Annotated in this window: 24 protein-coding genes and 6 tRNA genes; 14 read left to right on the top strand and 16 right to left on the bottom strand. The window is 61.8% G+C overall.

The features are described from left to right. Positions 1-62: 62 nt before the first annotated feature. The 8 genes from ACYCCG_RS08780 to ACYCCG_RS08745 form a co-directional block, all read right to left on the bottom strand. The gene (locus tag ACYCCG_RS08780; RefSeq protein WP_020192256.1) at positions 63-758 is read right to left on the bottom strand and encodes an ABC transporter ATP-binding protein; all 696 of its coding nucleotides are present in this window, start codon (positions 756-758) and stop codon (positions 63-65) included. After that, entirely contained in the window at positions 758-1,510 is a 753-nt protein-coding gene (locus tag ACYCCG_RS08775; protein WP_176685540.1) for an ABC transporter ATP-binding protein, read from the bottom strand. Before ACYCCG_RS08775 ends, ACYCCG_RS08780 begins: the two co-directional genes overlap by 1 nt. Continuing rightward, the gene (locus tag ACYCCG_RS08770) at positions 1,510-2,529 is read right to left on the bottom strand and encodes a branched-chain amino acid ABC transporter permease (RefSeq protein ID WP_339444550.1); all 1,020 of its coding nucleotides are present in this window, start codon (positions 2,527-2,529) and stop codon (positions 1,510-1,512) included. The genes ACYCCG_RS08775 and ACYCCG_RS08770 overlap by 1 nt, the downstream gene beginning before the upstream one ends. Position 2,530: 1 nt before the next feature. Continuing rightward, positions 2,531-3,391, bottom strand: a complete 861-nt coding sequence (locus ACYCCG_RS08765; protein ID WP_176685542.1) for a branched-chain amino acid ABC transporter permease — start codon at positions 3,389-3,391, stop codon at positions 2,531-2,533. A gap of 65 nt (positions 3,392-3,456) precedes the next feature. Then, positions 3,457-4,659: an ABC transporter substrate-binding protein gene (locus ACYCCG_RS08760; protein WP_176685543.1), complete on the bottom strand. Its 1,203-nt coding sequence runs from the start codon at positions 4,657-4,659 to the stop codon at positions 3,457-3,459. 90 nt (positions 4,660-4,749) lie between these two features. Next, on the bottom strand, positions 4,750-5,514 hold the full coding sequence (locus ACYCCG_RS08755) for a FadR/GntR family transcriptional regulator (RefSeq protein WP_020192253.1): 765 nt from the start codon (positions 5,512-5,514) through the stop codon (positions 4,750-4,752). A gap of 266 nt (positions 5,515-5,780) precedes the next feature. Then, the gene (locus tag ACYCCG_RS08750) at positions 5,781-6,011 is read right to left on the bottom strand and encodes a PP0621 family protein (RefSeq protein WP_014589594.1); all 231 of its coding nucleotides are present in this window, start codon (positions 6,009-6,011) and stop codon (positions 5,781-5,783) included. A 92-nt stretch (positions 6,012-6,103) separates the two neighbouring features. Then, the gene (locus ACYCCG_RS08745) at positions 6,104-7,123 is read right to left on the bottom strand and encodes an outer membrane protein assembly factor BamD (protein WP_004577276.1); all 1,020 of its coding nucleotides are present in this window, start codon (positions 7,121-7,123) and stop codon (positions 6,104-6,106) included. 147 nt (positions 7,124-7,270) lie between these two features. Between ACYCCG_RS08745 and rluD the strand changes: the two genes are divergently transcribed. The 8 genes from rluD to ACYCCG_RS08705 all read left to right on the top strand — a co-directional run bounded on the left by rluD (position 7,271) and on the right by ACYCCG_RS08705 (position 12,589). Next, positions 7,271-8,233, top strand: coding sequence for a 23S rRNA pseudouridine(1911/1915/1917) synthase RluD (gene rluD, locus ACYCCG_RS08740; RefSeq protein WP_003247554.1), 963 nt, complete (start codon positions 7,271-7,273; stop codon positions 8,231-8,233). Beyond that, complete coding sequence (gene pgeF, locus ACYCCG_RS08735) at positions 8,230-8,970, top strand: peptidoglycan editing factor PgeF (protein WP_459670057.1); 741 nt, start codon at positions 8,230-8,232, stop codon at positions 8,968-8,970. The genes rluD and pgeF overlap by 4 nt, the downstream gene beginning before the upstream one ends. Positions 8,971-9,218: 248 nt before the next feature. Further along, positions 9,219-11,783: an ATP-dependent chaperone ClpB gene (clpB, locus tag ACYCCG_RS08730; RefSeq protein ID WP_176685545.1), complete on the top strand. Its 2,565-nt coding sequence runs from the start codon at positions 9,219-9,221 to the stop codon at positions 11,781-11,783. 362 nt (positions 11,784-12,145) lie between these two features. Continuing rightward, a tRNA-Asn gene (locus ACYCCG_RS08725) sits at positions 12,146-12,221 on the top strand. A gap of 4 nt (positions 12,222-12,225) precedes the next feature. After that, positions 12,226-12,302, top strand: a tRNA-Pro gene (locus tag ACYCCG_RS08720). A gap of 6 nt (positions 12,303-12,308) precedes the next feature. Beyond that, positions 12,309-12,384, top strand: a tRNA-Lys gene (locus ACYCCG_RS08715). Between the two features lie 47 nt (positions 12,385-12,431). Beyond that, a tRNA-Pro gene (locus ACYCCG_RS08710) sits at positions 12,432-12,508 on the top strand. 5 nt (positions 12,509-12,513) lie between these two features. Beyond that, a tRNA-Lys gene (locus tag ACYCCG_RS08705) sits at positions 12,514-12,589 on the top strand. 187 nt (positions 12,590-12,776) lie between these two features. Here the strand turns inward: ACYCCG_RS08705 and ACYCCG_RS08700 are convergent. The 4 genes from ACYCCG_RS08700 to ACYCCG_RS08685 form a co-directional block, all read right to left on the bottom strand. Beyond that, entirely contained in the window at positions 12,777-14,072 is a 1,296-nt protein-coding gene (locus ACYCCG_RS08700) for an NAD(P)/FAD-dependent oxidoreductase (RefSeq protein WP_176685546.1), read from the bottom strand. Between the two features lie 84 nt (positions 14,073-14,156). Then, complete coding sequence (locus tag ACYCCG_RS08695; RefSeq protein ID WP_176685547.1) at positions 14,157-14,330, bottom strand: DUF3094 family protein; 174 nt, start codon at positions 14,328-14,330, stop codon at positions 14,157-14,159. A 132-nt stretch (positions 14,331-14,462) separates the two neighbouring features. Continuing rightward, positions 14,463-15,092 (bottom strand): DUF1780 domain-containing protein, encoded by a 630-nt coding sequence (locus tag ACYCCG_RS08690; protein WP_003247546.1) that lies wholly within the window; start codon positions 15,090-15,092, stop codon positions 14,463-14,465. Positions 15,093-15,147: 55 nt separating this feature from the next. Beyond that, positions 15,148-15,579, bottom strand: coding sequence for a hypothetical protein (locus ACYCCG_RS08685; protein ID WP_459670056.1), 432 nt, complete (start codon positions 15,577-15,579; stop codon positions 15,148-15,150). An 86-nt stretch (positions 15,580-15,665) separates the two neighbouring features. Here ACYCCG_RS08685 and ACYCCG_RS08680 point away from each other — a divergent pair, with 86 nt between their 5' ends. Then, positions 15,666-16,373, top strand: coding sequence for an energy-coupling factor ABC transporter permease (locus ACYCCG_RS08680; RefSeq protein ID WP_021784188.1), 708 nt, complete (start codon positions 15,666-15,668; stop codon positions 16,371-16,373). 193 nt (positions 16,374-16,566) lie between these two features. On the opposite strand, the gene yacG is transcribed toward ACYCCG_RS08680, so the two are convergent. Genes yacG through ACYCCG_RS08660 form a run of 4 tightly spaced genes read right to left on the bottom strand, consistent with a single transcriptional unit; the run spans position 16,567 to position 19,464 of the window. Beyond that, a complete protein-coding gene (gene yacG, locus ACYCCG_RS08675; RefSeq protein ID WP_010951889.1) occupies positions 16,567-16,767 on the bottom strand; it encodes a DNA gyrase inhibitor YacG in 201 nt (66 codons plus the stop codon). Then, positions 16,764-17,387, bottom strand: a complete 624-nt coding sequence (coaE, locus tag ACYCCG_RS08670; protein ID WP_004575721.1) for a dephospho-CoA kinase — start codon at positions 17,385-17,387, stop codon at positions 16,764-16,766. The genes yacG and coaE overlap by 4 nt, the downstream gene beginning before the upstream one ends. After that, positions 17,387-18,253 (bottom strand): prepilin peptidase, encoded by an 867-nt coding sequence (locus ACYCCG_RS08665; protein WP_459670054.1) that lies wholly within the window; start codon positions 18,251-18,253, stop codon positions 17,387-17,389. The genes coaE and ACYCCG_RS08665 overlap by 1 nt, the downstream gene beginning before the upstream one ends. A 2-nt stretch (positions 18,254-18,255) precedes the next feature. After that, positions 18,256-19,464: a type II secretion system F family protein gene (locus tag ACYCCG_RS08660; RefSeq protein ID WP_176685550.1), complete on the bottom strand. Its 1,209-nt coding sequence runs from the start codon at positions 19,462-19,464 to the stop codon at positions 18,256-18,258. A 216-nt stretch (positions 19,465-19,680) separates the two neighbouring features. Between ACYCCG_RS08660 and ACYCCG_RS08655 the strand changes: the two genes are divergently transcribed. From ACYCCG_RS08655 to ACYCCG_RS08635, 5 genes are all read left to right on the top strand, one after another. Beyond that, positions 19,681-20,091, top strand: coding sequence for a pilin (locus tag ACYCCG_RS08655; RefSeq protein WP_176685551.1), 411 nt, complete (start codon positions 19,681-19,683; stop codon positions 20,089-20,091). 71 nt (positions 20,092-20,162) lie between these two features. Further along, positions 20,163-20,238, top strand: a tRNA-Thr gene (locus ACYCCG_RS08650). Between the two features lie 222 nt (positions 20,239-20,460). Next, positions 20,461-21,861, top strand: a complete 1,401-nt coding sequence (locus tag ACYCCG_RS08645) for a PAAR domain-containing protein (protein ID WP_121160981.1) — start codon at positions 20,461-20,463, stop codon at positions 21,859-21,861. Beyond that, positions 21,854-22,243 carry a hypothetical protein gene (locus ACYCCG_RS08640; protein WP_003247529.1) on the top strand — a complete coding sequence of 130 codons (390 nt, stop codon included), beginning with the start codon at positions 21,854-21,856 and terminating at the stop codon, positions 22,241-22,243. The genes ACYCCG_RS08645 and ACYCCG_RS08640 overlap by 8 nt, the downstream gene beginning before the upstream one ends. Before the next feature lie 546 nt (positions 22,244-22,789). Beyond that, entirely contained in the window at positions 22,790-23,017 is a 228-nt protein-coding gene (locus ACYCCG_RS08635) for a hypothetical protein (protein ID WP_209968113.1), read from the top strand. Positions 23,018-23,194: the final 177 nt, after the last annotated feature.

Here is a 23,194-nt window from a genome sequence, read left to right as displayed (position 1 = left end):
GTGACACCCTTGTAGGAGCGGTTTTACCCGCGAATAGGCCGGTACAGGTAGGCACGGTCGGGTCAGGCGCTAAGGGCCAGGTAACGGTTCTTGATGCTCGGGTCCTCGCGGAACTGTGCCGCACTGCCCTGGTAAGCGACGCGGCCCTGCTCCAGCACATAGTGGCGATCAGCAAGGGCATCGCAGACCATCAGGTTCTGCTCTACCAGCAGGATCGACAGCCCTTCGTCCTTGATCCGTCGCAGGATCTTCACCAGTTCATCGACAATCACCGGGGCCAGGCCCTCGGTGGGCTCGTCGAGGATCAGCAGCCTGGGGCCGTTGAGCAGCGCGCGGGCGATGGCCAACATTTGCTGTTCGCCACCGGACAGGGCGAAACCACCGTTGCGGCGCCGCTCCTTGAGCCGCGGGAACATGCTGTACACGTCCTCCAGCTGCCAGCGACTGGCCTTGCGCACGGCAATCTTCAGGTTCTCCTCCACGCTGAGCTGGCGGAAAATGCCGCGGTGTTCCGGCACCAGAGCAATGCCGAGCCGGGCGATATCGAAAATTTCGCGGCCGACCAATTGCTGGCCGTTGAAGCTGATCTGTCCCTGTCGTGGGCGGACGATGCCGAGGATGCTGCGCAAGGTGGTGGTCTTGCCTGCACCGTTGCGCCCCAGCAGCGTTACCAGTTCGCCTGCCTCGACCTTGAGCGAGACACCTTCGAGCACATGGCTCTTGTCGTAGTAGGAATGGATCGAATCGACGTTGAGCATCAGGCGGCCTCTCCAAGGTAGGCGGTGCGTACGCGCTCGTCGTTGCGCACCTGTTCAGGGGTACCCTCGACCAGGATCTGGCCGTGACTCATCACCGTGATGCGCTGGCTGATCGACATGACAATGCTCATGTTGTGCTCGATCAGCAGCACGGTATGGTCGCGGCCAAGGTCGCGGATCAGGTCGGTCATCACCGGGATGTCGTCGATGCCCATGCCCGAAGTGGGTTCGTCGAGCATCAGCAGGGTGGGCTTGGCGCAGATCGACATGCCCACTTCCAGCACCCTTTGCTGGCCATGCGACAGCTCGCCCGCCAGGGTTTCGGCACGGGCGCTCAGTTTCAGGCGCTCCAGCACCTGGTCGGCGGTGTTCCAGTGGCTGCGCTTGTGCTCGACGCTACGCCAGAAGTTCAGCGCGCCCAGGCCATCACGGCCTTGGGCGGCCAGGCGCAGGTTCTCGCGCACTGAAAGGTTCTGGAACAGGCTGGTGAGCTGAAACGAACGCGCCATGCCAAGCGCCACCCGCCCGTGGGACGGCTTGCGAATGATGTCCTGGCCATTGAACAGGATCTTGCCGGCCGTGGCCTGACGCTCGCCGGTCAGGCAGTGGAACAGGCTGGTCTTGCCGGCGCCGTTGGGGCCAATGACGGTGTGGATGGTGCCGGCTCGCACTTTGAGGTCAACGCCCGCGACCGCCTTGAACGGCCCGTAGGCCAGCTCCAGGTGGCGGGTTTCCAGGAGGTAGTCGCTCATCACAGGGTCTCCTTGGTCTTGGCCTGGGGTTTGTCATGGGCATTGCGGGTGGCCAGCAGGCGCTTGCCCAGTTCGGTCAGGCCGCCCCACAGGCCGCCACGCATGAACACCACCACCAGAATCAGGATCACCCCCAGCAGCATCAGCCAACGTGGCCAAAGTTCCGACAGCACGTCTCCCAGCAGCACGATGGCGCCGGCGCCCAGCAGCGAGCCGAACAGTGAGCCGGTGCCGCCGACGATGGTCATGATCAGGATGTTCTCGCTCATCATCAGGTCGATGTTCGACAGCGGCGCAAAGTGCAGCAGCATGGCGTACAGCGCCCCGGCGATGCCGGTGATGGCGCCCGACAGCATGAACACCAGAATCTTGAAATGGCGGGTGTCGTAGCCGATGGCGGCGGCGCGGGTCTCGTTTTCGCGGATGGCCAGCAGGGTGCTGCCGAATGGCGAACGGATCACCCGCAGGGCTGCGGCGAAGATCAACAGGAACAGCACCGCGACGAATCCATAAAAGTGCCGCGGGTCGGCCAGGTCGACCAGCACATGGCCGGCGATTTCGATATTCGGCCGTGGCACATCGAGCAGGCCGTTGTCACCCCCGGTCCAGTCGCTGAGGGTATAGGCCAGGAAGTAGGCCATCTGGCTGAAGGCCAGGGTCAGCATGACGAAGTAGATGCCCGTGCGACGGATCGCCAGTGCGCCCACCAGCAGCGCGAGGAGTGCGCCGAACACAGCTGCGCCAAGCAGCGCGGCGAACATGCCCCACTGCAGGTGGATCATCAGCAGCGCTGCGCCATAGGCGCCCACGCCAAAGAAGATGCCCTGGCCGAACGACAGCAGTCCGGTGTAGCCGAGCAGCAGGTTGCAGGCCAGTGCGGCCATGGCAAAGATCAGGATCTCGGTGGCCAGGGTGGCCGATGGCAGCAACAGCGGCAGTGCCACCAGGCTGGCAATTACCAGCGACAGCAGTGCCGGGGCGCGGCCCTTGGCGACTGGCAATGGTTTTTTCTCGCTCATCTCAGGCTCTCCCGAACAGGCCGTAGGGACGGACCAGAATCACTGCTGCCATGGCGCCATAGATCATCAGGCTGGCGCCTTGCGGCCAGAGACTGGTCATCATGCTTTGCACCACACCCACCAGCAGGCCGCCAACCAGCGCCCCGCCGAACGACCCCATGCCGCCAATCACCACCACCACGAAGGCAATGCCGAGGATCTCTGGCCCGACGAAGGGCTGGGCGCCCCGTAGCGGCGCGAACAGCACACCCGCCACACCCGCCAGGCCCACGCCCAGGGCGAATGTCAGGGAGAACAGGCGGAAAATGTTGGTGCCCAACAGCGACACGGTTTCGGTGCTTTCGCTACCGGCCCGCACCAATGCGCCGAAACGGGTGCGTTCCAGCAGCAGCCACAGGCCAATACCGATCAGCGCTGCGAAGCCGATCAGGAACAAGCGGTAGTAGGGGTAGATGAAGTCGCCGAGTATCAGCACCCCGCGCAGTTCGGGTGGCACGGCAATGCTCTTGCCCACCGGGCCCCAGATCAGCACCGACGCTTCCTGGATGATCAGCGCGATGCCGAGGGTGACGAGGATCTGGAAGGTGTGTGGCAGGTGGTAGATGCGTTTGATCAACAGGCGCTCGACCGCCCAGGCCAGCGCGGCCACCACCAGTGGCGCAATCAGCAGTGCCAGCCAGAAGTTGCCGGTGACGGCCACGGCGGTGTAGCACAGGTAGGCGCCCAGCAAGAAAAACGCGCCGTGGGCGAAGTTGACGAAGTTGAGCAGGCCGAAAATGATCGTCAGGCCCACGGCGATGAGGAAGTAGATCATCCCCAGGCCCAGGCCGTTGAGCAGTTGGAACAGGTACAAATCGAGCATGAGCGTGCCCTCGACAGCGCGCTGGGCGGCTGCCTGTACAAGTGTTTGTGACTAACGCCGCAGCTTCAGGCCAGGGCGCAACCGGTGTGATCGACCTCGACGAACGAGCGGCCCGAACTGATGACTTCGGCCAGGTCGTCCTCGTCGCGCATCTGCCCCTGGGGCTTGCCTCGCAGCAGGTAGTAGTCCTTGAGCACCTGGTGGTCACCCGGGCGGATCAGTTCTTCGCCGGTCGGGCCCTGGAAACGCATGCCCTGCAATGCCGCAGACACGGCGGCCCCGTCCAGGCTGCCGGCCTTGACGATGGCCTCGAGCATCACCTTGGTGCCGATGTAGTCGGCGGCCAGCGGGTAGTTGGGGTTGATGCCATAGGTCTTGCGGGTGGCGGCGACCAACTGTTTGTTCAGCGGGGTGTCGACCTGGTGCCAGTACTGCGCGCCCAGGTACACGCCCTCGAGCACGTCGCTGCCCAGCTCCTGGAACTGGTCGAGGCCGGCAGACCACACCATCAGCACTTTCATGCGGTCCTTGATGCCGAAGTTGACTGCCTGGCGCAGGGCGTTGGAGGCCTGGCTTCCGAAATTGAGCAGCACCAGCACGTCGGGCTTGGCGGCGATGGCGTTGGTCAGGTAGCCGGAGAATTCCTGCTCCTGCAACGAGTGATAGCTGTTGCCGATGTGTTCTACGCCGAGCTCGGCGAACACTTTGCGGGCGTTGTCCAGCAGGGCATCGCCGAATACGTATTGCGGGGTGATGGTGTACCAGCGCTTGGCCTGGGGCAGTTGGCGGCTCATCGGCACCAGGGTTTCGCGGATGGCACCATAGGTGGGCACCGACCAGCGGAAGGTTGAGGCATTGCAGTCCTTGCCGGTGATTTCATCGGCGCCCACAGGCGTCATGAACACGCCGCCGGCTTTGTGGATCTCCTTGGACACCGCCAGTGCCGAAGACGACAGGGTGCAGCCCTGGAAAAAGCGTGCGCCATCCTGGCCGATGGCTTCCTGTACCTTGCGCACCGCCTTGCCGGCGTTGCCTTCGGTGTCGATGACTTTGTATTTGAGCGGGTGCCCGAGCAACTGTGGGTGCTCGGCGATGGCCAGGCGCGAGCCCATGTCGGCGTACTTGCCGTAGCTGGCGAAGGCGCCCGACATGGACTTGAGCCCATAGAAGGTCAGCGGTTGGTCGGCGAATGCTCGGTGTGCCCCCAAGGGGAGGCTACCTAAGGCACCCAGGGCAAGGCCTGCCTTGAGCAGGGTACGTCTTTGCATGAGTAACTCCTTGTTTGTGGTTATTAGGCAGGAGTGGCAATGACAAAGCGGGTACGGCCGGGCCTGTGTGCAGGCCTCTTTACAGGCGCATCAGTGGTGGTGATCGAACTCCAGCAGGAAGTTACGGGCAACCTCGCCTTCCAGCGCGGTCATGTGGTGCTCGGCGTCGCACATGTGTTCGTGCATCAGCCGGCGTACGGCGGGTTCGTCGCTGGCGCGCAAGGCGGTCAGCAGTTGCTTGTGGTAGTCGATGTTGGCGGCGGCGAACTGCTGGCGCTTGGGCAGGTAGGCCTTTTTCAGCACCACCAGGTCGCGCAGCAGGTCGTTGAGGAACACCGCCATGAAACGCAGCAACGGGTTGGGGCAGCGATTGGCCAGCAGGGTGTGGAATTCAAGCTCCGCCAAGCGCTGCTCACGCTGGCCTTCTTCGCTGTCTTCCGGCGCGCTGCAGAAGTCGATATTGGCCTGCAGCGCGGCGTAATCGGCTTCGCTCAGCTTGCCCATCACCGACACCGCCAGTTCTACCTCGATGACTTTGCGCAGCTGGTACACCTGCTCGCCGTCCAGGTGCTGGAAGTGCAGGTAGTTGCGCAGCGCGCGGCTGGCTGGCTCGGTGCCCACTTCGTTCAGGTAGGCACCCCCGGTCGGGCCGGTGCGGGTGCTGACCAGGCCTTCCACCTCCAGTGCCTTTAGCGCTTCGCGGGCGGTGCCCTTGGAACATTCGAAATGCTCCATCAGCTCCCGCTCGGTAGGCAGGCGGTCGCCGGGGTGCAGCGCTTCGGTGACGATCGAGCGCTTGACTGATTCGACGATCACATCGGACAGCTTCTGGCGCTTGCGTTTGGGTTTGAGCATTTCGCTATTTTTCATATTTATGCGGATAAATAGGATTTAGCGAATTTTGGCCGGATGGGTCAATGCTGGCCGGGGGGAGGGGTCGTAAATGGTGTGAAAGGGTCGGGGAGGGATATGTGGAACACGAAATTGCAGATAAAAACTGTGGGAGCGGGCGTGCCCGCGAACACCGGCGAAGCCGGTGCCATACACCGTGGTGCCTGCTTCGCGGGCAAGCCCGCTCCCACAGATTTCGAATTGGTTTCAGGATTGAACAGACATCGTGTTCAGCCTTGGTGGCCAGGGCCCTGCTGCAGGTGGGCCTGGCTGCAATACCACTCATTGCCCTGCTGCAGCGCCCGGTCGTTGGGCAGGTGCACACCGCAATGGGCACAGCGCACCATCTTCAGCGGCGCATCCAGCTTCGCCTCGGGGTGCGACTGCTGGCTGACTTTGTATTTGCGCCACAGCCAGAACGCGGCGGCGATCAGGGCGATCCAGAAAAGTAGGCGAACCATGATGTCCAGCTTGTCGGTTGAAGAAGCCGACAGTCTAGGACGCGGCCATAAAAAAAGGGAGGCCTGGCCTCCCTTTCATTTACCGCTGTGGGTCAGTCGAACAGACCAAAGGTCATGTAGCTGAACCAGGAACGGTCTTTCTCGGCTTCTTTCGGGCCTTCCGGCACGATAGGGTCGCCGTTCTCGTCTTTAGGCAGCAGCTCTCGCGGCATCTCGTCGCGCGCGTCCTGGAACTGCTTGACCACGTCCTGGTTGGCGCGGGTTTCGCCTGGCGGCAGCGGGGTATCGGTTTCGATCAGGCCCAAGGTGGCCTTGGACAGCCAGCCGCGGCCGTCAGACTCGGTCTGCTTGGGCTGGAACTCGCCATCGACCAGGCTCGGGTGGTCCGGGTAGTTGAGCTTGAGGGTTTCCAGGCTCGTGGCGGCCAGTTCGTCCAGGTGCAGCTTCTGGTACGACTCGACCATCACCGCCAGGCCGTCACCGACGGACGGGGTTTCCTGGAAGTTTTCCACCACGTAACGGCCACGGTTGGCAGCCGCTACATAAGCCTGGCGGCTCAGGTAGTAGTCGGCCACATGGATTTCGTAAGAAGCCAGCAGGTTGCGCAGGTAGATCATGCGCTGCTTGGCGTCTGGCGCGTAGCGGCTGTTGGGGAAACGGCTGGTCAGCTGGGCGAACTCGTTGTACGAGTCGCGGGCGGCGCCCGGGTCACGCTTGGTCATGTCCAGCGGCAGGAAGCGCGCCAGCAGGCCACGGTCCTGGTCGAACGAGGTCAGGCCCTTGAGGTAGTAGGCGTAATCGACGTTCGGGTGCTGCGGGTGCAGGCGGATGAAGCGCTCGGCGGCCGATTTGGCTGCCTCGGGCTCGGAGTTCTTGTAGTTGGCATAGATCAGCTCGAGTTGCGCCTGATCGGCATAGCGGCCGAACGGGTAGCGCGACTCCAGGGCCTTGAGCTTGTTCACGGCGCTGGTGTAGCTGGAGTTGTCCAGATCAGCCTGGGCCTGCTGGTACAGTTCGGCCTCGCTGAGGTTCTCGTCAATGACCTCTTTATTAGAGGAACAGGCCGCGGTAAGCCCGAGGATGGCGATCAGCAGCAGGTGTTTCACTCGCATGGCGGCTTGCGTCCCTTTGACGGCCGCTGTCTTGGGCGGTGCCGTCCTGTTATGATGAGCGCCCCGGCCAACCCCGGGACAAAAGAAGCCGTATTTAACCACAAGCTCGCAGCCGAAACCAAAGGCTGTGCGCCCGCCGAATCGAGCATGTCCGAGATCATTCAACTTAGCGCAGAGGTACCGTCCGAACTGGGCGGCCAACGCCTCGACCAGGTCGCCGCCCAATTGTTCGCCGAGTACTCGCGTTCGCGGCTAACTTCGTGGATCAAAGAGGGCCGCCTGACGGTCGATGGTGCAGTCGTGCGCCCTCGAGACCTTGTTCATGGTGGTTCTCTGCTTGCCCTGGAGGCCGAGCAAGAGGCCCAGGGCGAGTGGATCGCAGAAGATATCGAACTGGATATCGTCTACGAAGACGACCACATCCTGGTGATCAACAAGCCTGCCGGGCTGGTTGTGCACCCGGCGGCCGGGCATGCCAGCGGCACCCTGCTCAACGCGCTGCTGCACCATGTGCCAGACATCGTCAACGTGCCGCGCGCCGGTATCGTGCACCGCCTGGACAAGGACACCACCGGCCTGATGGTGGTGGCCAAGACCCTGCAGGCGCAGACCAAGCTGGTCGAGCAGATGCAGGCCCGCAAGGTCAGCCGCATCTACGAGTGCATCGTGATTGGCGTGGTGACTGCCGGTGGCAAGATCGATGCGCCCATCGGCCGCCACGGCGGCATGCGCCAGCGCATGGCTGTAACTGACGGCGGCAAGCCGGCGGTCAGCCACTACCGCGTACTCAAGCGCTTCCGCTCGCACACCCATGTGCGGGTCAAGCTGGAAACCGGCCGTACCCACCAGATTCGCGTGCACATGGCCCATGTGGGTTTCCCGCTGGTTGGCGACCAGACGTACGGCGGGCGCTTCCGTATTCCGCCCGCTGCCAGCCCGACTATGGTCGAGGCGGTCAAGACCTTCCCGCGCCAGGCGCTGCATGCGCGTTTCCTCGCCTTGGCCCACCCGATTACCGGTGAAGTCATGAAGTGGGAATCGCCACTGCCGGATGACTTCGTCTGGTTGCTGTCGCTGTTGAACCAGGACCGCGAGAGTTTCATCGGATGAGTGACCTGACGCAGGCGTTGCTATTCCCCGACTGGCCGGCCCCGGCCTCGGTTCGCTCCTGTGTCACCACCCGTCAGGGCGGCGTCAGCCTGCCGCCCTATGAAACCTTCAACCTCGGCGACCATGTTGGGGATGACCCTGCCGCAGTCGCCGAGAACCGCCGCCGCCTGAGCGAACAGTTCGCCATCCAACCGGCCTGGCTCAAGCAGGTGCATGGCCTGGTGGTGGCGGATGCCGACCCGGGTGTGGTGGCCGAGGCCGATGCCAGCTGGACCCGCCAGCCAGGCATTGCTTGCACCGTGATGACCGCCGATTGCCTGCCTGCGCTGTTCTGCGACCGCGCGGGCACCCGCGTGGCGGCGGCACATGCGGGCTGGCGCGGGCTGGCGGGTGGCGTGCTGGAAGCCACGCTGGACCGGCTGGCGCTGCCGCCAGAAGAGGTGCTGGTGTGGCTGGGGCCTGCCATCGGCCCGCAAGCGTTCGAAGTGGGGCTGGAAGTGCGTGATGCCTTTACCGCCGTGCACCCGCAAGCAGCTCGGGCATTCGCCGACGGCGAACGGCCAGGCAAGCTGTTGGCGGATATCTATGAGCTGGCGCGTATTCGCCTGGCTGCCCGTGGCGTGACTGCTGTTTATGGCGGTGGCTTGTGCACGGTCAGTGATGCACGGTTCTTCTCCTATCGCCGTACCCCGCAGGGTGGGCGTTTTGCATCGTTGGTCTGGCTGGACCCGCGCTAGCCGGTACCGGCCTCTTCGCGGGCATGCCCGCTCCCACAGAGATTCCACAAACGTTGAAACCGGTGGTGTACCTGTGGAAGCGGGCATGCCCGCGAATGGCCCCATTAATCCAACAGGTTGACTTCGGTCAACCCCGCTAAGCTTGAATCTTCCAGAATCAGCCTTATCTATAAGGTCATCTCAGGCAGGTTTCTTCATAAACAGGCGCTGTCCATCGCTCCGACCTGCCCTTTAAAGGAAGGTACACCATGCGAATAGACCGTTTGACCAGCAAGCTGCAACTTGCAATATCCGATGCCCAATCGTTGGCCGTTGGCATGGACCACCCTGCCATCGAGCCCGTGCACCTGTTACAGGCGCTGCTCGAACAGCAGGGCGGCTCCATCAAACCGCTGCTGATGCAGGTGGGCTTCGACATCAATAGCCTGCGCCAGGGGCTGGTGAAAGAGCTCGACCAACTGCCAAAAATACAGAACCCGACCGGCGACGTGAACATGTCGCAGGACTTGGCGCGCCTGCTTAACCAGGCAGACCGCCTGGCACAGCAGAAGGGCGACCAGTTCATTTCAAGCGAGCTGGTGCTGTTGGCCGCCATGGACGAAAACAGCAAGCTCGGCAAGCTGCTGCTGAGCCAGGGCGTGAGCAAAAAAGCGCTGGAAAATGCCATCAACAACCTGCGTGGCGGCGCGGCAGTGAATGACGCCAACGCCGAGGAATCGCGCCAGGCGCTGGACAAATACACCGTCGACCTGACCAAGCGTGCCGAAGAGGGCAAGCTGGACCCGGTCATTGGCCGTGACGATGAAATCCGCCGTACCGTGCAGGTGCTGCAACGCCGTACCAAGAACAACCCGGTGCTGATCGGTGAGCCTGGCGTGGGTAAAACCGCCATCGCCGAAGGCCTGGCCCAGCGCATCATCAATGGTGAAGTGCCGGACGGCCTCAAAGGCAAGCGCCTGCTGGCGCTGGACATGGGCGCGCTGATTGCCGGTGCCAAGTACCGCGGCGAGTTCGAAGAGCGTTTGAAAAGCCTGCTGAACGAACTGTCCAAGCAGGAAGGCCAGATCATCCTGTTCATCGACGAACTGCACACCATGGTCGGCGCCGGCAAAGGCGAGGGCGCCATGGACGCCGGCAACATGCTCAAGCCGGCCCTGGCCCGCGGCGAGCTGCATTGCGTAGGTGCCACCACGCTGAACGAGTACCGCCAGTTCATCGAGAAGGACGCCGCCCTGGAGCGCCGCTTCCAGAAGGTGCTGGTAGAGGAGCCGAGCGAGGAAGACACCATCGCCATCCTGCGTGGCCTGAAAGAGCGCTATGAAGTGCACCACAAGGTGGCCATCACCGACGGTGCAATCATCGCTGCGGCCAAGCTCAGCCACCGCTACATCACCGACCGCCAGCTGCCGGACAAGGCCATTGACCTGATCGACGAAGCGGCCAGCCGCATCCGCATGGAGATCGACTCCAAGCCGGAAGTGCTCGACCGTCTTGATCGTCGCCTGATCCAGCTGAAGGTGGAGTCGCAGGCGCTGAAGAAAGAAGAAGACGAAGCGGCGAAAAAGCGCCTGGAGAAGCTGACCGAGGAAATCGAGCGGCTGGAGCGTGAGTATTCCGACCTGGAAGAAATCTGGGCTTCGGAGAAAGCTGAAGTGCAGGGCTCGGCGCAGATCCAGCAAAAGATCGAGCAGTCTCGCCAGGAGCTGGAAGCCGCCCGTCGCAAAGGCGACCTGAACCGCATGGCCGAACTGCAGTACGGGGTGATCCCGGACCTGGAGCGCAGCCTGCAGATGGTCGACCAGCACGGCAAGACCGACAACCAGTTGCTGCGCAACAAGGTCACCGAGGAAGAAATTGCCGAAGTGGTGTCGAAGTGGACTGGCATTCCTGTGGCCAAGATGCTTGAAGGCGAGCGCGAGAAGCTGCTGAAGATGGAAGAGTTGCTGCACCAGCGCGTGATTGGCCAGGGCGAAGCGGTAACCGCCGTAGCCAACGCCGTACGCCGCTCGCGTGCCGGGCTGTCCGACCCGAACCGGCCAAGTGGTTCGTTCCTGTTCCTCGGCCCGACTGGTGTGGGCAAGACCGAACTGTGCAAGGCGCTGGCCGAGTTCCTGTTCGACACCGAAGAGGCGATGGTGCGCATCGACATGTCCGAGTTCATGGAGAAGCACTCCGTGGCGCGCCTGATCGGTGCACCACCAGGCTATGTAGGGTATGAAGAGGGTGGTTACCTGACCGAGGCCGTGCGGCGCAAGCCTTACTCGGTGGTGCTGCTGGACGAGGTGGAAAAAGCCCACCCGGATGTGTTCAACGTGCTGTTGCAGGTGCTGGAAGACGGCCGCCTGACCGACAGCCACGGGCGCACCGTGGACTTCCGCAACACCGTGATCGTGATGACCTCCAACCTGGGCTCGGCGCAGATCCAGGAACTGGTGGGTGACCGCGAGGCACAGCGTGCGGCAGTGATGGATGCAGTGGGGGCGCACTTCCGTCCGGAGTTCATCAACCGCATCGACGAAGTGGTGGTGTTCGAGCCATTGGGTCGCGAGCAGATTGCCGGTATTACCGAAATCCAGCTCGGCCGCCTGCGCAGCCGCCTGCTGGAGCGCGAACTGTCGCTGAGCCTGAGCCCAGAGGCGTTGGACAAGCTGATTGCTGTGGGTTACGACCCGGTCTACGGCGCACGACCGCTGAAGCGGGCGATCCAGCGCTGGATCGAAAACCCGCTGGCGCAACTGATCCTGGCCGGCAAGTTCCTGCCCGGTACGGCGATCACCGCCAAGGTGGAAGGCGACGAAATCGTCTTTGGCTGATTGTGTTGCACCATGAGCCCCGCGTTTGCGGGGCTTTTTTTGCCTGTTGCCAATGCCGGCCCAGCCCAGCTATTTCGGGCCTTTGCGCCAACCCCGGATAACCGACTGAAATTTTTGAAATTTTTGCTTGCATCAAATTTAGAGTGCCCCTAATATACGCCGCGTTGTCAGGCACTAAGCGAATCACCAGCAACATCAGTGATCGCAAAACAACTTACAAATCAGTAAGTTGAATGAAAAAAAGTGGTTGACAAGCAAAACGAAGAATGTAGAATAGCCGGCCTCAGCAGCGACAACGCGAAAGCGAAGAAGCTAAAGAGTCCGAAGCGAACACAGTCTTCGGAGTTGTACCGAAGTTCAGTTCCGCGATAGCTCAGTCGGTAGAGCAAATGACTGTTAATCATTGGGTCCCTGGTTCGAGTCCAGGTCGCGGAGCCAATCTCGGGGTGTAGCGCAGTCCGGTAGCGCGCCTGCTTTGGGAGCAGGATGTCAGGAGTTCGAATCCCCTCACCCCGACCATTTTCCGGGTCGTTAGCTCAGTTGGTAGAGCAGTTGGCTTTTAACCAATTGGTCGTAGGTTCGAATCCTACACGACCCACCATGTAGAAAAGGGCATCTCCAAAGAGATGCCCTTTTTTTTGAAACACTCGGGGTGTAGCGCAGTCCGGTAGCGCGCCTGCTTTGGGAGCAGGATGTCAGGAGTTCGAATCCCCTCACCCCGACCATTTTTGGGTCGTTAGCTCAGTTGGTAGAGCAGTTGGCTTTTAACCAATTGGTCGTAGGTTCGAATCCTACACGACCCACCATGAACAAAGGGCATCTCGCATGAGATGCCCTTTTTCATTTGCCCTGAATAAATGCGCCCATCGGTGCAAATCCCGCCTGTTTGCCACACCGCCCCTTTGTAGGAGCGGGTTCACCCGCGAATGCGGCAGTGCAGCCACCATCGCATTCACAGGTAAACCCGCGCCATACAGGGCATGCGGGCGCCTGTTAGTGCAGCTTCAGGCGCGGCTCGGTACCCCGGCCAATCTTGCTGCCCAGCATCATCAACGCCGTGCGGAAGAACCCGTACAGCGCCATTTGGTGCATGCGGTACAGCGACACATAGAACATCCGCGCCAACCAGCCTTCCAGCTTCACGCTGCCCATCAGGTTACCCATCAGGTTGCCCACCGCCGAGAATCGCGACAGCGAAACCAGCGAGCCGTAATCCTTATACTCGTAAGTGGGCAGGGCCTTGTTCTCCAGGCGCGCCTTCAGGCTTTGCGCCAGCATCGAAGCCTGCTGGTGCGCCGCCTGTGCACGCGGCGGCACGTTGCGGTCGCTGCCTGGTTGCGGGCAAGCGGCGCAGTCACCGAAGGCGAAGATGTTGTCGTCGCGGGTGGTCTGCAGGGTAGGGCGCACGACCAGCTGGTTGATGCGGTTGGTTTCCAGGCCATCGATGTCCTTGAGGAAACCTGGCGCGCGGATACCGGCTGCCCACACTTTCAGGCTGGCCTGGATCACTTCACCGTCCTTGGTTTTCAGGCCGTCCTCGGTCACTTCACTGACTGCGGCGTTGGTCATCACCTTCACCCCGAGTTTTTCCAGGGTCTTGTGAACCGGGACGCTGATGCGCTCCGGCAGCGCCGGCAGAACGCGCGGGCCCGCCTCGATAAGGGTGATGTGCATGTCCTTGGGCTGGATGCGGTCCAGGCCATAGGCCGCCAGCTCGTGGGCCGCGTGGTGCAGCTCGGCAGCCAGCTCTACACCGGTGGCACCGGCGCCGACAATGGCAACGCTGATTTTCTCGCTGGCCACGTCGCCGGCGTGGGCACGCAGGTAGTGGTTGAGCAGTTGCTGGTGGAAACGCTCGGCCTGCTTGCGGGTATCCAGGAACAGGCAGTGCTGCGCTGCGCCCAGGGTGCCGAAGTCGTTGGTGTTGGAGCCCACGGCCATGACCAGGGTGTCGTAGCCTAGGGTGCGCGCGGGCAGCAGCTCGCGGCCCTCTTCGTCGAGGGTGGCTGCCAGTTGAATCTGCTTGCCTTCACGGTCCAGGCCGCTCATGCGCCCCAGCTGGAAATTGAAGTGGTTCCACTTGGCCTGAGCCACGTAGTTCAGTTCGTCTTCCGAGGAGTTCAGCGAGCCGGCGGCCACTTCGTGCAACAGTGGCTTCCAGATGTGCGTGAGGTTGGTGTCGACCAGGGTGATTTCGGCCTGCTTGCGCTTGCCCAGGCTTTTACCCAGGCGGGTCGCCAGTTCCAGGCCGCCGGCGCCGCCGCCGACAATCACGATGCGATGAGTCATGGGAATATCTCATAAGGTTTACGGAATTCGTGGCCCTGGGGGCCGGCCGCAAACTGCACGAGGGGAGGGCGAGCGCGAAGCAGCTCATAGCACCAGTCCACTCAGCAGGCGGCTGAGGAGACCCAACCCGATGGTCACGGCCAGCACCAGCACAAGGAGCAGCCACGGCCGGAAGGGCCTGCGCTCGACTTGGTGCTGGGGGGCTCGCAGATACTCATCGACACGACGCTGATCTTCCGGGTTCAGGCGGCTGGTCATGGTGGGCCTCGTCAGGTAGACGTTTGTGACTGTGCAAACGCTACAGCGTTCGCGCAGGCGCTTGAAACAAATGATAATGCTTTCTATCCCTGGCGCCGAGTGTACGCCATCGCAAACAGTCGCTGCACTGGATCAAAGACTGATGCCTACGTCGAAGACGATGCTGCGGCCCAGGTTGCCGCGCAGGAAATCTGGCGCATCGGGGTGGGCAAACAGTACCCGGGCAAAGGTTGGCCCGACCAGCGACAGCGAGCGCCAGCCTTGGCGCAGGTATTCGGTAGGCGGCGGGAAGTGGGTGTTGAGGTCGAGCACTTCGCGCTTGAGGCTGGAGAACGCGATGATGTCCAGCTCGTTCAGCTCCAGCCCGCGTTCCCGGTAATTGTGCGCCTTCTTGCGCAAGGTGGGCGCCAGGCGCCCCAGCAGTTCGGTGGCACTGATGCGCCGTGGGCGTGCTTCGCGGCGTACCAACTGCGCCAAGGAAAACGCACTGCGTCGCCGCTGCAGCTCCTCGCGCCATTCATCGTTCAGCCGGCGGCCCTCGTCGAGCACGAAAAACACCTCGAAGGCGGCGTCACGGAACAGCACGTCTGGTGGCTCCTGCCCCGCCGGGGTGAAGTCCTCGCTGCGGTAGGGAATGTTCAGCCCCTGCAACAGGCGCTGGCACACCCATCGCTCCCGCTCCCACTTACGGGCGTTGGAGAGAAAGGCATTGGCTTGTTCGGCCTGGATGGTAAGCAGGCGCAGGTAGTCTGAGTCATCCATGCAGACAAGCTTAGCCGCTAATCGATGACGGTAAGATGCTGTTTAAGCGTGAGAATCAGCCCAGCACCGGCCACTGCTGCACCAGCCCGACCAGATGCACCAGGCCAAAGCCCAGGCAGATCAGCGAACTGACCACGATAAAACGCTGCGAACGCCCGGTGCCCGCCAGCAATACTGGCCCCAGCAGACCGCGTAGCAAATACACCAGGGTGATCAGGCAAATGACTGGCAGCAGCAAGGGCAGCCGCCCGATCGCCCCGGCAGCCGACAGCGCATAGGCCGACCAGGCCAGCAACACGCAGGCGATGGCGGCGGTGATCAGCGCCGGGTAGCAGCGGCCCTTTTCGGCGGCCACCGCCATGCGCTCACCGGCCCCGAACAAAAGGTACCAACGCGGCCCCACGGCGATGATGGCCAGGTGAATTACGCCGATGATGGCGTTGAGTGCCGCTGCCAGTAGCAGGGCGGGGTTGGTTCCTTCCAGCATGACCAATGCTTCCTGCATCGAATGGAAGCGTCAGCCTACCGCAGCCGAAGGCAGGGGAGAATGGGTGTAGACTCGGTTTTATCCACATGGCTGCAAAGGGTATTGTTCAGGTGATCAGCGCGCAGGTGTTATCCGGCACCACCCTTACCCTTGGCTGGCTGGGTTATGTGCCGTTGCTGATCTGGGCGGTCAGCCAGGTTCGCTGGGTTGAACTGTTTACCGACCGGCGCCGCCAGCATTTGCTGTTTGGCACGGTGTTCTGCCTGTTTGCGCTGTGGCTGGTGCGGCGCGACTTTGATACCGGGGTGTCGTACCACTTTATTGGCATGACGGCGGTCACCCTGTTGCTGGACTGGCCGCTGGCAGTGCTGGGTGGGTTCATGGCCCAGCTCGGCTTGCTGGCGCTGGGGCGTCAGGACCTGGCGGCGCTGGGGTTGAATGGTTTGTTGCTGGTTGGCTTGCCGGTGCTGATTACCGAGGTGTGCGCGGTATTGGTGGAGCGTGCCCAGCCCCGCAACCTGTTCGTTTACATCTTTTGTTCGGGTTTTTTTCCGGCAGCGCTGACCGTGCTGGTTTGCGTCCCCGCAGCGCTAGGGGTGTTGTGGCTGGACGGGCGGTTTGCCCTGCCGGAGTGGCTCAGCGACTTTGTGGGCTACCTGTGGCTGATGATGTTCCCCGAGGCGTTCATCAACGGCATGGTGATCAGTGCGCTGGTGGTGTTTTGCCCCGAGTGGCTTGAAACCTTCAACCGGACGCGGTACCTGCAGGCGCCCTGGAAGGAAGATGAGCGGTGAATGTGTGGTGGCTGTGCCGGCCTCTTCGGGGGTAATGCACAGCACTCAGAGGTTGCACTCTCACTGTGGGAGCGGGCATGCCCGCGAACACGGGCGAAGCCCGTGCCATCCACTGCGCCGCCTGCTTCGCGGGCTTGCCCGCTCCCACAGGTACCGCGCGGGTTGTGGGCCCGCGTTGTATTTGTGGATCAGCTCAATGCCGCGGCTCCAGGTCCCCCGAATACAGCTCATCTTCGGACTCTTCCGACCCCGCAATCTTGTGCTCTTCGGCTGCCCAGGCCCCCAGGTCGATCAGCTTGCAACGGTCCGAACAAAACGGTCGGAACGCGTTTTTTTCGCTCCATTCCACAGGCGCGCCGCAAGTTGGGCAATCGACGGTCAATGGCTGGCTCATGGCTGGCCTCCTTTCAAAGTCAGGTAAAAGTGGTGCAGGCGGTCAATCTGCTCATGCAGCGCGGCCAGGCCGCCGTCGTTGACCACCACATCATCGGCATGGCGCAGGCGATCCTCACGGGCCAACTGCGCCTGCAAAATGGCCTGCACGTGCTCGGCACTGGTGTTGTCCCGCGCCAGGGTGCGGGCTATTTGCAGGTCCTGCGGCGCATCGATCACCAGTACACGTTGGGTCTTATGGTGCTGGCCCGATTCGATCAGCAGCGGCGAAACATAGACCGCATAAGGCGACTGTGCCTTGGCCAGATAGCTGAAAATCTCCTGACCGATCAGCGGGTGCAGCAGTTGTTCCAGCCATTTGCGTTGCGCCGGGTCGGCGAAAATCAGCTGGCGCAGGGCTGCGCGATCGAGCTGGCCGTCGCCCTGCAGCACGCCCGGGCCGAAGCGCTCGACGATGCTGGCCAGAGCCGGACGACCAGGTTCGACAACCCAGCGCGCCGCCTGGTCGGCATCGACCAGGTGCACGCCAAGCTCGACAAAGCGCTCGGCAGCGGCGCTTTTGCCGCTACCAATGCCGCCGGTCAGGCCGAGAATCCAGGGGGTAAAGGCCGCAGTGGTCATCAGTATCCAAGCAGTTGCATGTATGAGGCGTATATTTCATCACCCCAGAGCACGGCAATCCACCCCGCAATTGCCAGATAAGGGCCAAACGGGATAGCCGTGCCCAAGGCATGCCGGCGAAAACGCAGCAGGCACAGGCCAAACAGCGCCCCCACCACCGACGACAACAGCAGCGTCAACGGCAGCACCTGCCAACCCCCCCACGCCCCGATCAGCGCCATCAGCTTGAAATCGCCATAGCCCATGCCCTCCTTGCCGGTGACCAGCCTGAACACCCAGTACACCGTCCACAGGCTGAGGTACCCGGCCACTGCGCCCCACAGTGCGTCGGCCAGGGGCACATGGATGCCAAAGGCATTGACGATCAGCCCTAGCCACATGGTCGGCAACACCAGCACATCCGGCAGCAGCTGGTGGTCCGCATCGATCAGGCTCAGCGCCAGCAGGCACCAGGTCAGCGGCAGAGCCACCAACGCCTCTACCGAAGCGCCGAAGCGCCAGGCCACTACCAGCGACAGCAGCGCGCTGGCCACTTCCACTACCGGGTAACGCAGGCTGATGCGGTTTTTGCAGGACGAACAGCGCCCGCCCAAGGCCAGGTAGCTGATGACCGGAATGTTCTCCCACGCACGAATCCGGTGCGCGCAGTGTGGGCACCGGGAGGCGGGCAGGCACAGGTCGAAACGCGCGTGCTGCGTGGTCGGCAGCCCCAATACCTCTTGCGCCTCACGCTGCCATTGGCGCTCCAGCATGATCGGCAGGCGATACACCAGCACGTTGATAAAGCTGCCCACCAGCAGGCCGAGCACCGTGGCGAAAGTAAGGAAGTACGCTGGTTGTTCAACCAGCAAAGCCCATAAAGTCATGTTCAGATCAAACTACCCAACTGGAAGATCGGCAGGTACATCGCCACCACCAGGCCACCCACCAGCAAGCCCAGGATCAGCACGATGGCCGGCTCCAGCAGGCTGGTCAACTGGTCCAGCGCCTGGCTGACCTGTTCCTCGTAATGGCTGGCGGCTTTTTCCAGCATCTGGTCCAGCGTGCCGCTGGATTCACCGATGGCCGTCAACTGCACCAGCAAGGGGGGAAACAGCGGTTCACCGGCCATCGCCTGGTTCAGCCCTTGCCCATTGGCCATGCCTTGGCGCAGCCGCAACACCGCCTGCTCGTGCAGGTCGCCACCCGTTACCCGAGCCACCGTCCCCAGCGCATCCAGCAACGGCACCCCGGCGCCGTAGGACGTTGCCAGGCTGCGCGCAAACCGCGCCAGCGCGGCCTGCCCCAGCAACTTGCCAAACACCGGCAAGCCCAGCACCCGCCAAGATATCCACAGGCGCGCTGGCGCGTGCTGCCGGTAAAGCTGGCGCGCGGCAACACCCAGCACCAAGCCCATCACCAGCAGCAGCGGCGCAAACCGGCTCAGCCCTGTGGACAAGTTGATCACCCATTGGGTAAATGCCGGCAACGCCGCGCCCATGCCCGAGAACATGCTCTCGAATTTCGGAATCACCTCCAGCAACAGGATCGCCGACACCCCCAGCCCGGTCAGCAACAGCAGCAGCGGGTAGATCATCGCCTTGCGCACCTTCTTGTGCAGCACCCGACGCTGTTCCAGCATGCCGGCCAGTTGCTCCAGTTGCCGGTCGAGCGTACCGGACTGCTCGCCCACCCGTACCAGGTTGCAATACAGCGCATCGAACCATGCCGGGTGACGCTGCAACGCATCCGCCAGCCCCAGGCCCGAGGCCACATCCTGTTTCAATCTTTCCAGCAACGCCGCCTGCGCCGCATCGCAACCACTGCGGCCCATCACCTCGAACGCCTGCAGCAGCGGCACCCCGGCCTTGAGCAACGTCGCCAACTGCCGGCTGAACCCCGCCGGGTCAGCCTTTTGGCGCCGCTTCGGCAAGCTGAACGCCAGCCCGCTGGCCGGCCGCAAACTTGCCACCGTGATGCCCTGGCGAATCAGCCCGGCGCGCACATAAGCCGGGCTGCGCCCGGGTGTTTGGCCGCTGACCGGCGCGCCATTGGCGTCGGTGCCGTGCCAGCGGTACAGAAGTGAAGATGAAGTCATGCAAAGGTCCTTGTTCAGCCCCGGCGACAAGCCTGGAAACAGCTTGCCGCGTCCCTGCAAGGGCGCGCGTCCGTGATGCTCACTAGAGTAGTTCAGCGAAGATGACGCCCGTGCGGGCAGGGGTGACAAAAGGTGTCTGTTCAGGCCTACTGCGCCGCTGCCGGTTGGGGCGCAACTGACCTCAATGTGTAAGCGAATCAAAAAGGAACTACGTTCATGAAAGGGCAACGCGGTATCACCCTGATCGAACTGATGATCGTCGTCGCGATCATCGGCATTCTGGCGACCATCGCCTTACCGATGTACACCAACCACCAGGCACGCTCCAAGGCCGCGGCCGGGTTGCTGGAGATCAGCGCGCTGAAGACGGCGATGGATCTGCGGCTGAATGATGGAAAGGATGTAGCGGATGTAGCCGCGCTGGGTGGCCAGCCGGCGACGGCGCATTGTGCGATCACGGCGAGCGGCAAGGCCGCGGATGGTAGCGGCAGCATTGTCTGCACCCTGGTGGATGCGCCGGCCAACGTGCTGGGCAAGGCCCTGACCCTGACGCGTTCGGCCAGCGGCTGGGCGTGCACGACCGACATCGAGGAAGACCTCGCGCCCAAAGGGTGCAAGGGGGCTTGAGGGCAGGGCAATAAACCAGCGGAAACAGGGGTTTGCGTTACGGGTGTGAGCAGTGGTACGTTGCGCTACACGCCGGTGTAGCTCAGTCGGTAGAGCAGCGCACTCGTAACGCGAAGGTCGCAGGTTCGATTCCTGTCTCCGGCACCAGAATCAGTTGGCCTATGGCGATTTCTCGCTACCTGGCACCAATAGAAGCCCGCCTTGTGCGGGCTTTTTTGTTCCCGCTGTCCCGTTCTCAAACCGCTAGGTCGTGCCTAGTCCTAAATCCGCGTTGCTTGTAGGAATCGTCTCGTTAGCTGCTCGAGGCCTTATTTGCCCCTTCTTAGCTGTTAGGTTCTTTCGCTCCTACAGTTCGCAAGGGACTCTGAAATGCGCGTCAGTCTGGATGGGCTTGGCCAAGCAGTAGACGGTGATGTGACCACCACAGGTGCGATTTGCATCGCCACCGGGGAAGGTTACCTCGACGAGGGACGAATGGTCCTGAGGATGGGAGATCCCACCACACCTTGTCCACTTTGCGGGCTGGAAGGAAAGGTCGTCGAAGGGGTGTGGCACTTCATCTCGGATGGCCAGCCAGTCGCGATGGATGGCGCGTTAGTTGATTGCGGTTGCCCAGAGGGTAGCAACCGGGTGGTGGCGCCTTTAGGGGAAATGCCCCCGCCGCGGCTGCCGGTTGCCGTACGCACTAGCCTCAAACCCGCTGGCCCTGGGAGCTCTAGCGCTTTGGCAGGGGCTTCGCCCGCCATGGTTGGCGGGTTGCCTGGGCAGATGCAGCCGGGATTCTATGTGGTGCCCCGGAGCATGTCGTTCCCGCAGATTCTGTTGGAGCTGGCTAGCCATGATTCGACCTTGCCCATTTCGTACCTGCAACGCCTGAACCCTACTTTCGAGCAGGGGTTCAAGGCAGGGGAAATCTTCGTCATCGGCGATCCGGATAACGGTTATGCCTGCACCCAGGAGGAGGGCCAACTTATGGCGGCCGCCGAGCGCGCGCGACGTTCCTTGGCTGTACTCGATTTTGCCGAGTCAGATTTCATGATGGAGTATCAGGCTGAAATTGCCGGACTGCTTAGTGACGCCAGTCTCTCCATGGGTGTGGGTAAGGACATGATGGACCACGGCCTCCGGCAGCTTCGCAGCACACTTGGCAACATCGAGCGTTTGCATCAGCAAGAATTTCTGCGCCATGGCCATCTGAATAGTCCATCCTTCTTCGCCGAACGACGGCTATTATTGGAGCAGCTAGATGGTCAGTTGAAGGCGACTTTTCTAAATAAACATCTGAATCTAGGGGCCTACGAGCGGCTGAAGAAAAGCTTGAATATCTCGACCAAGAGCCTTGTGCATCATTGGTCAAAAGCCGGTGGGCCAGGGCAGATTCCTGGGTACGCCACATACTTGGACAAAGTGGCGAAGCTTAGTAAGTACCTTCGGTATGGTGGGCATGTCGGAATTGGCTTAGGTGGTACATCTTCCTATCTGAAAGTCCAAGAGGCCTGCCGTGCAGGGGAAACCGAAGGCTGCAAAAAAATTCGTTTGTCTGAGGCAGGTGCTTTCGCTGGGGGGCTGGCGGGAGGGATCGTGGGTGGCAAGATTGCTGGGATCACTGCGCTCGCTGTATGTGGGGTGTTCTCTGCTGGTACCGCGGGTTTCGGGGCGCCGGTATGTGGCATTGCGCTGGTCGGGGGAGGGGCTTTTGCTGGGAGCATCGCCGGTGCGGAGGGCGGTGAGCAAATGGGCGAGCTGATCTACGAATCACATTATGACTGAGTTCGAGAGTTGGCCCGTGTGGCTGAAGTGGATAATGCTGGCGTGTCCGTTCGTGATCGCGTTGGCCGGTTGTGCGGTCAGTGCATTCATCGCGGGTACAAGAAATTTCACTGTTGCAACCTCGGCTATCCAAAGTCATCCGGGCCTGGAGCAAATGAAACTGTTTTTGGGCACGCGGCGCTTTGGCGCTCGGTGGCTGCTGATAACGTTTCTTTGTGGAATACTCATTTGGCCTGGCGTACATATGCGCCGAGGGCATCTGGACATCGAAGAACTAGAAAACTTCCCTGCAAAACTTAAGTTGGCTCTACAGGTATCCACGTGGCTGACGGCCTTTGGCTTCGCTTGGATGTGGGTGACCTATGGATTCATCAAGGCGTGAACGTTGATGCCACGGCGGTCGTAGCTCTCACGCAGATTAGCGATTAACCCCTAGCAGATCGCTATAGGCCTAGAAATCGAAGGTTGTCATCCTATTCGGCGCGATTCATGCATTATTTGTAGGCATTTCCTACAAGTTACCCTATTGCCCGATTAAACAATGTGAGGCTAAATTTCTCCGTCACGGTAAAACCCGTGACCGGGCGTAGGAACCCGTTGGTAAACTTGGCGCACGCACTAGGCGCCCCTGCACCACAGCTGGCGCTTTTTTTGCGTCTGCTGTGCTGTGTCATGGCGGCTGTGTGTGGGCAGGCTTCGGCCTGGCCGGGTTTCCAAGTTTCCCGGTATTCCTACCCCGCACACAGCTGCCACCCAATCCCGTAGGAAGGATCGTGGCAGCTCCAACTAAAACTTGGAGCCTCATGCATGCTCATCTCAAGTCCAAGCAGGATCCTCGCATCCGTTCTCCTCCGCCGTTCTTCAACGGCCCCCAGCTATTTCACCCTCAGCCAACCCCGCTTCGTCGCCACCCAACCGGAGGCCCGCCATGTCTGACCAAGAACGCCTCTCCACCATCCAAAGCTACGCCTGGACCCTCGAACTGCTGGGCGAAGCCCTGGTCCAGCACGACGAAATGCTCGAGTGCGAACACAACCCGCGTCTGAGTTTTCGCAACACGGCCGGTATCCATCAGGCGATCCGGATCATCAGCCGGTTGGCCAGTGAGCAGTGTGGGAAGGTAATGGAACGAAGCGAGCAGGGTCTGGAGCGTTAGGCCAGATCGTCGATCAAGGGTGGGGCCAGATAGCAACAGTGAGGCTGGCCCTCAACTGACAGCGATCTGGTCCTTTTTGCCTGTGAAGCTGGCTGCGTGGCGGATGGAAAGGGCTTTGCCCGTGTTCGCGGGGCAAGCCCGTCGCCCATGGTGATGGCGCTAGCTTTTGAGTTTTGT

This window comes from Pseudomonas sp. VEM90 (assembly GCF_054611535.1).
The sequence above is the reverse complement of the archived record's forward strand: the minus strand, read 5'-3'. Positions and strand labels throughout refer to the sequence as shown.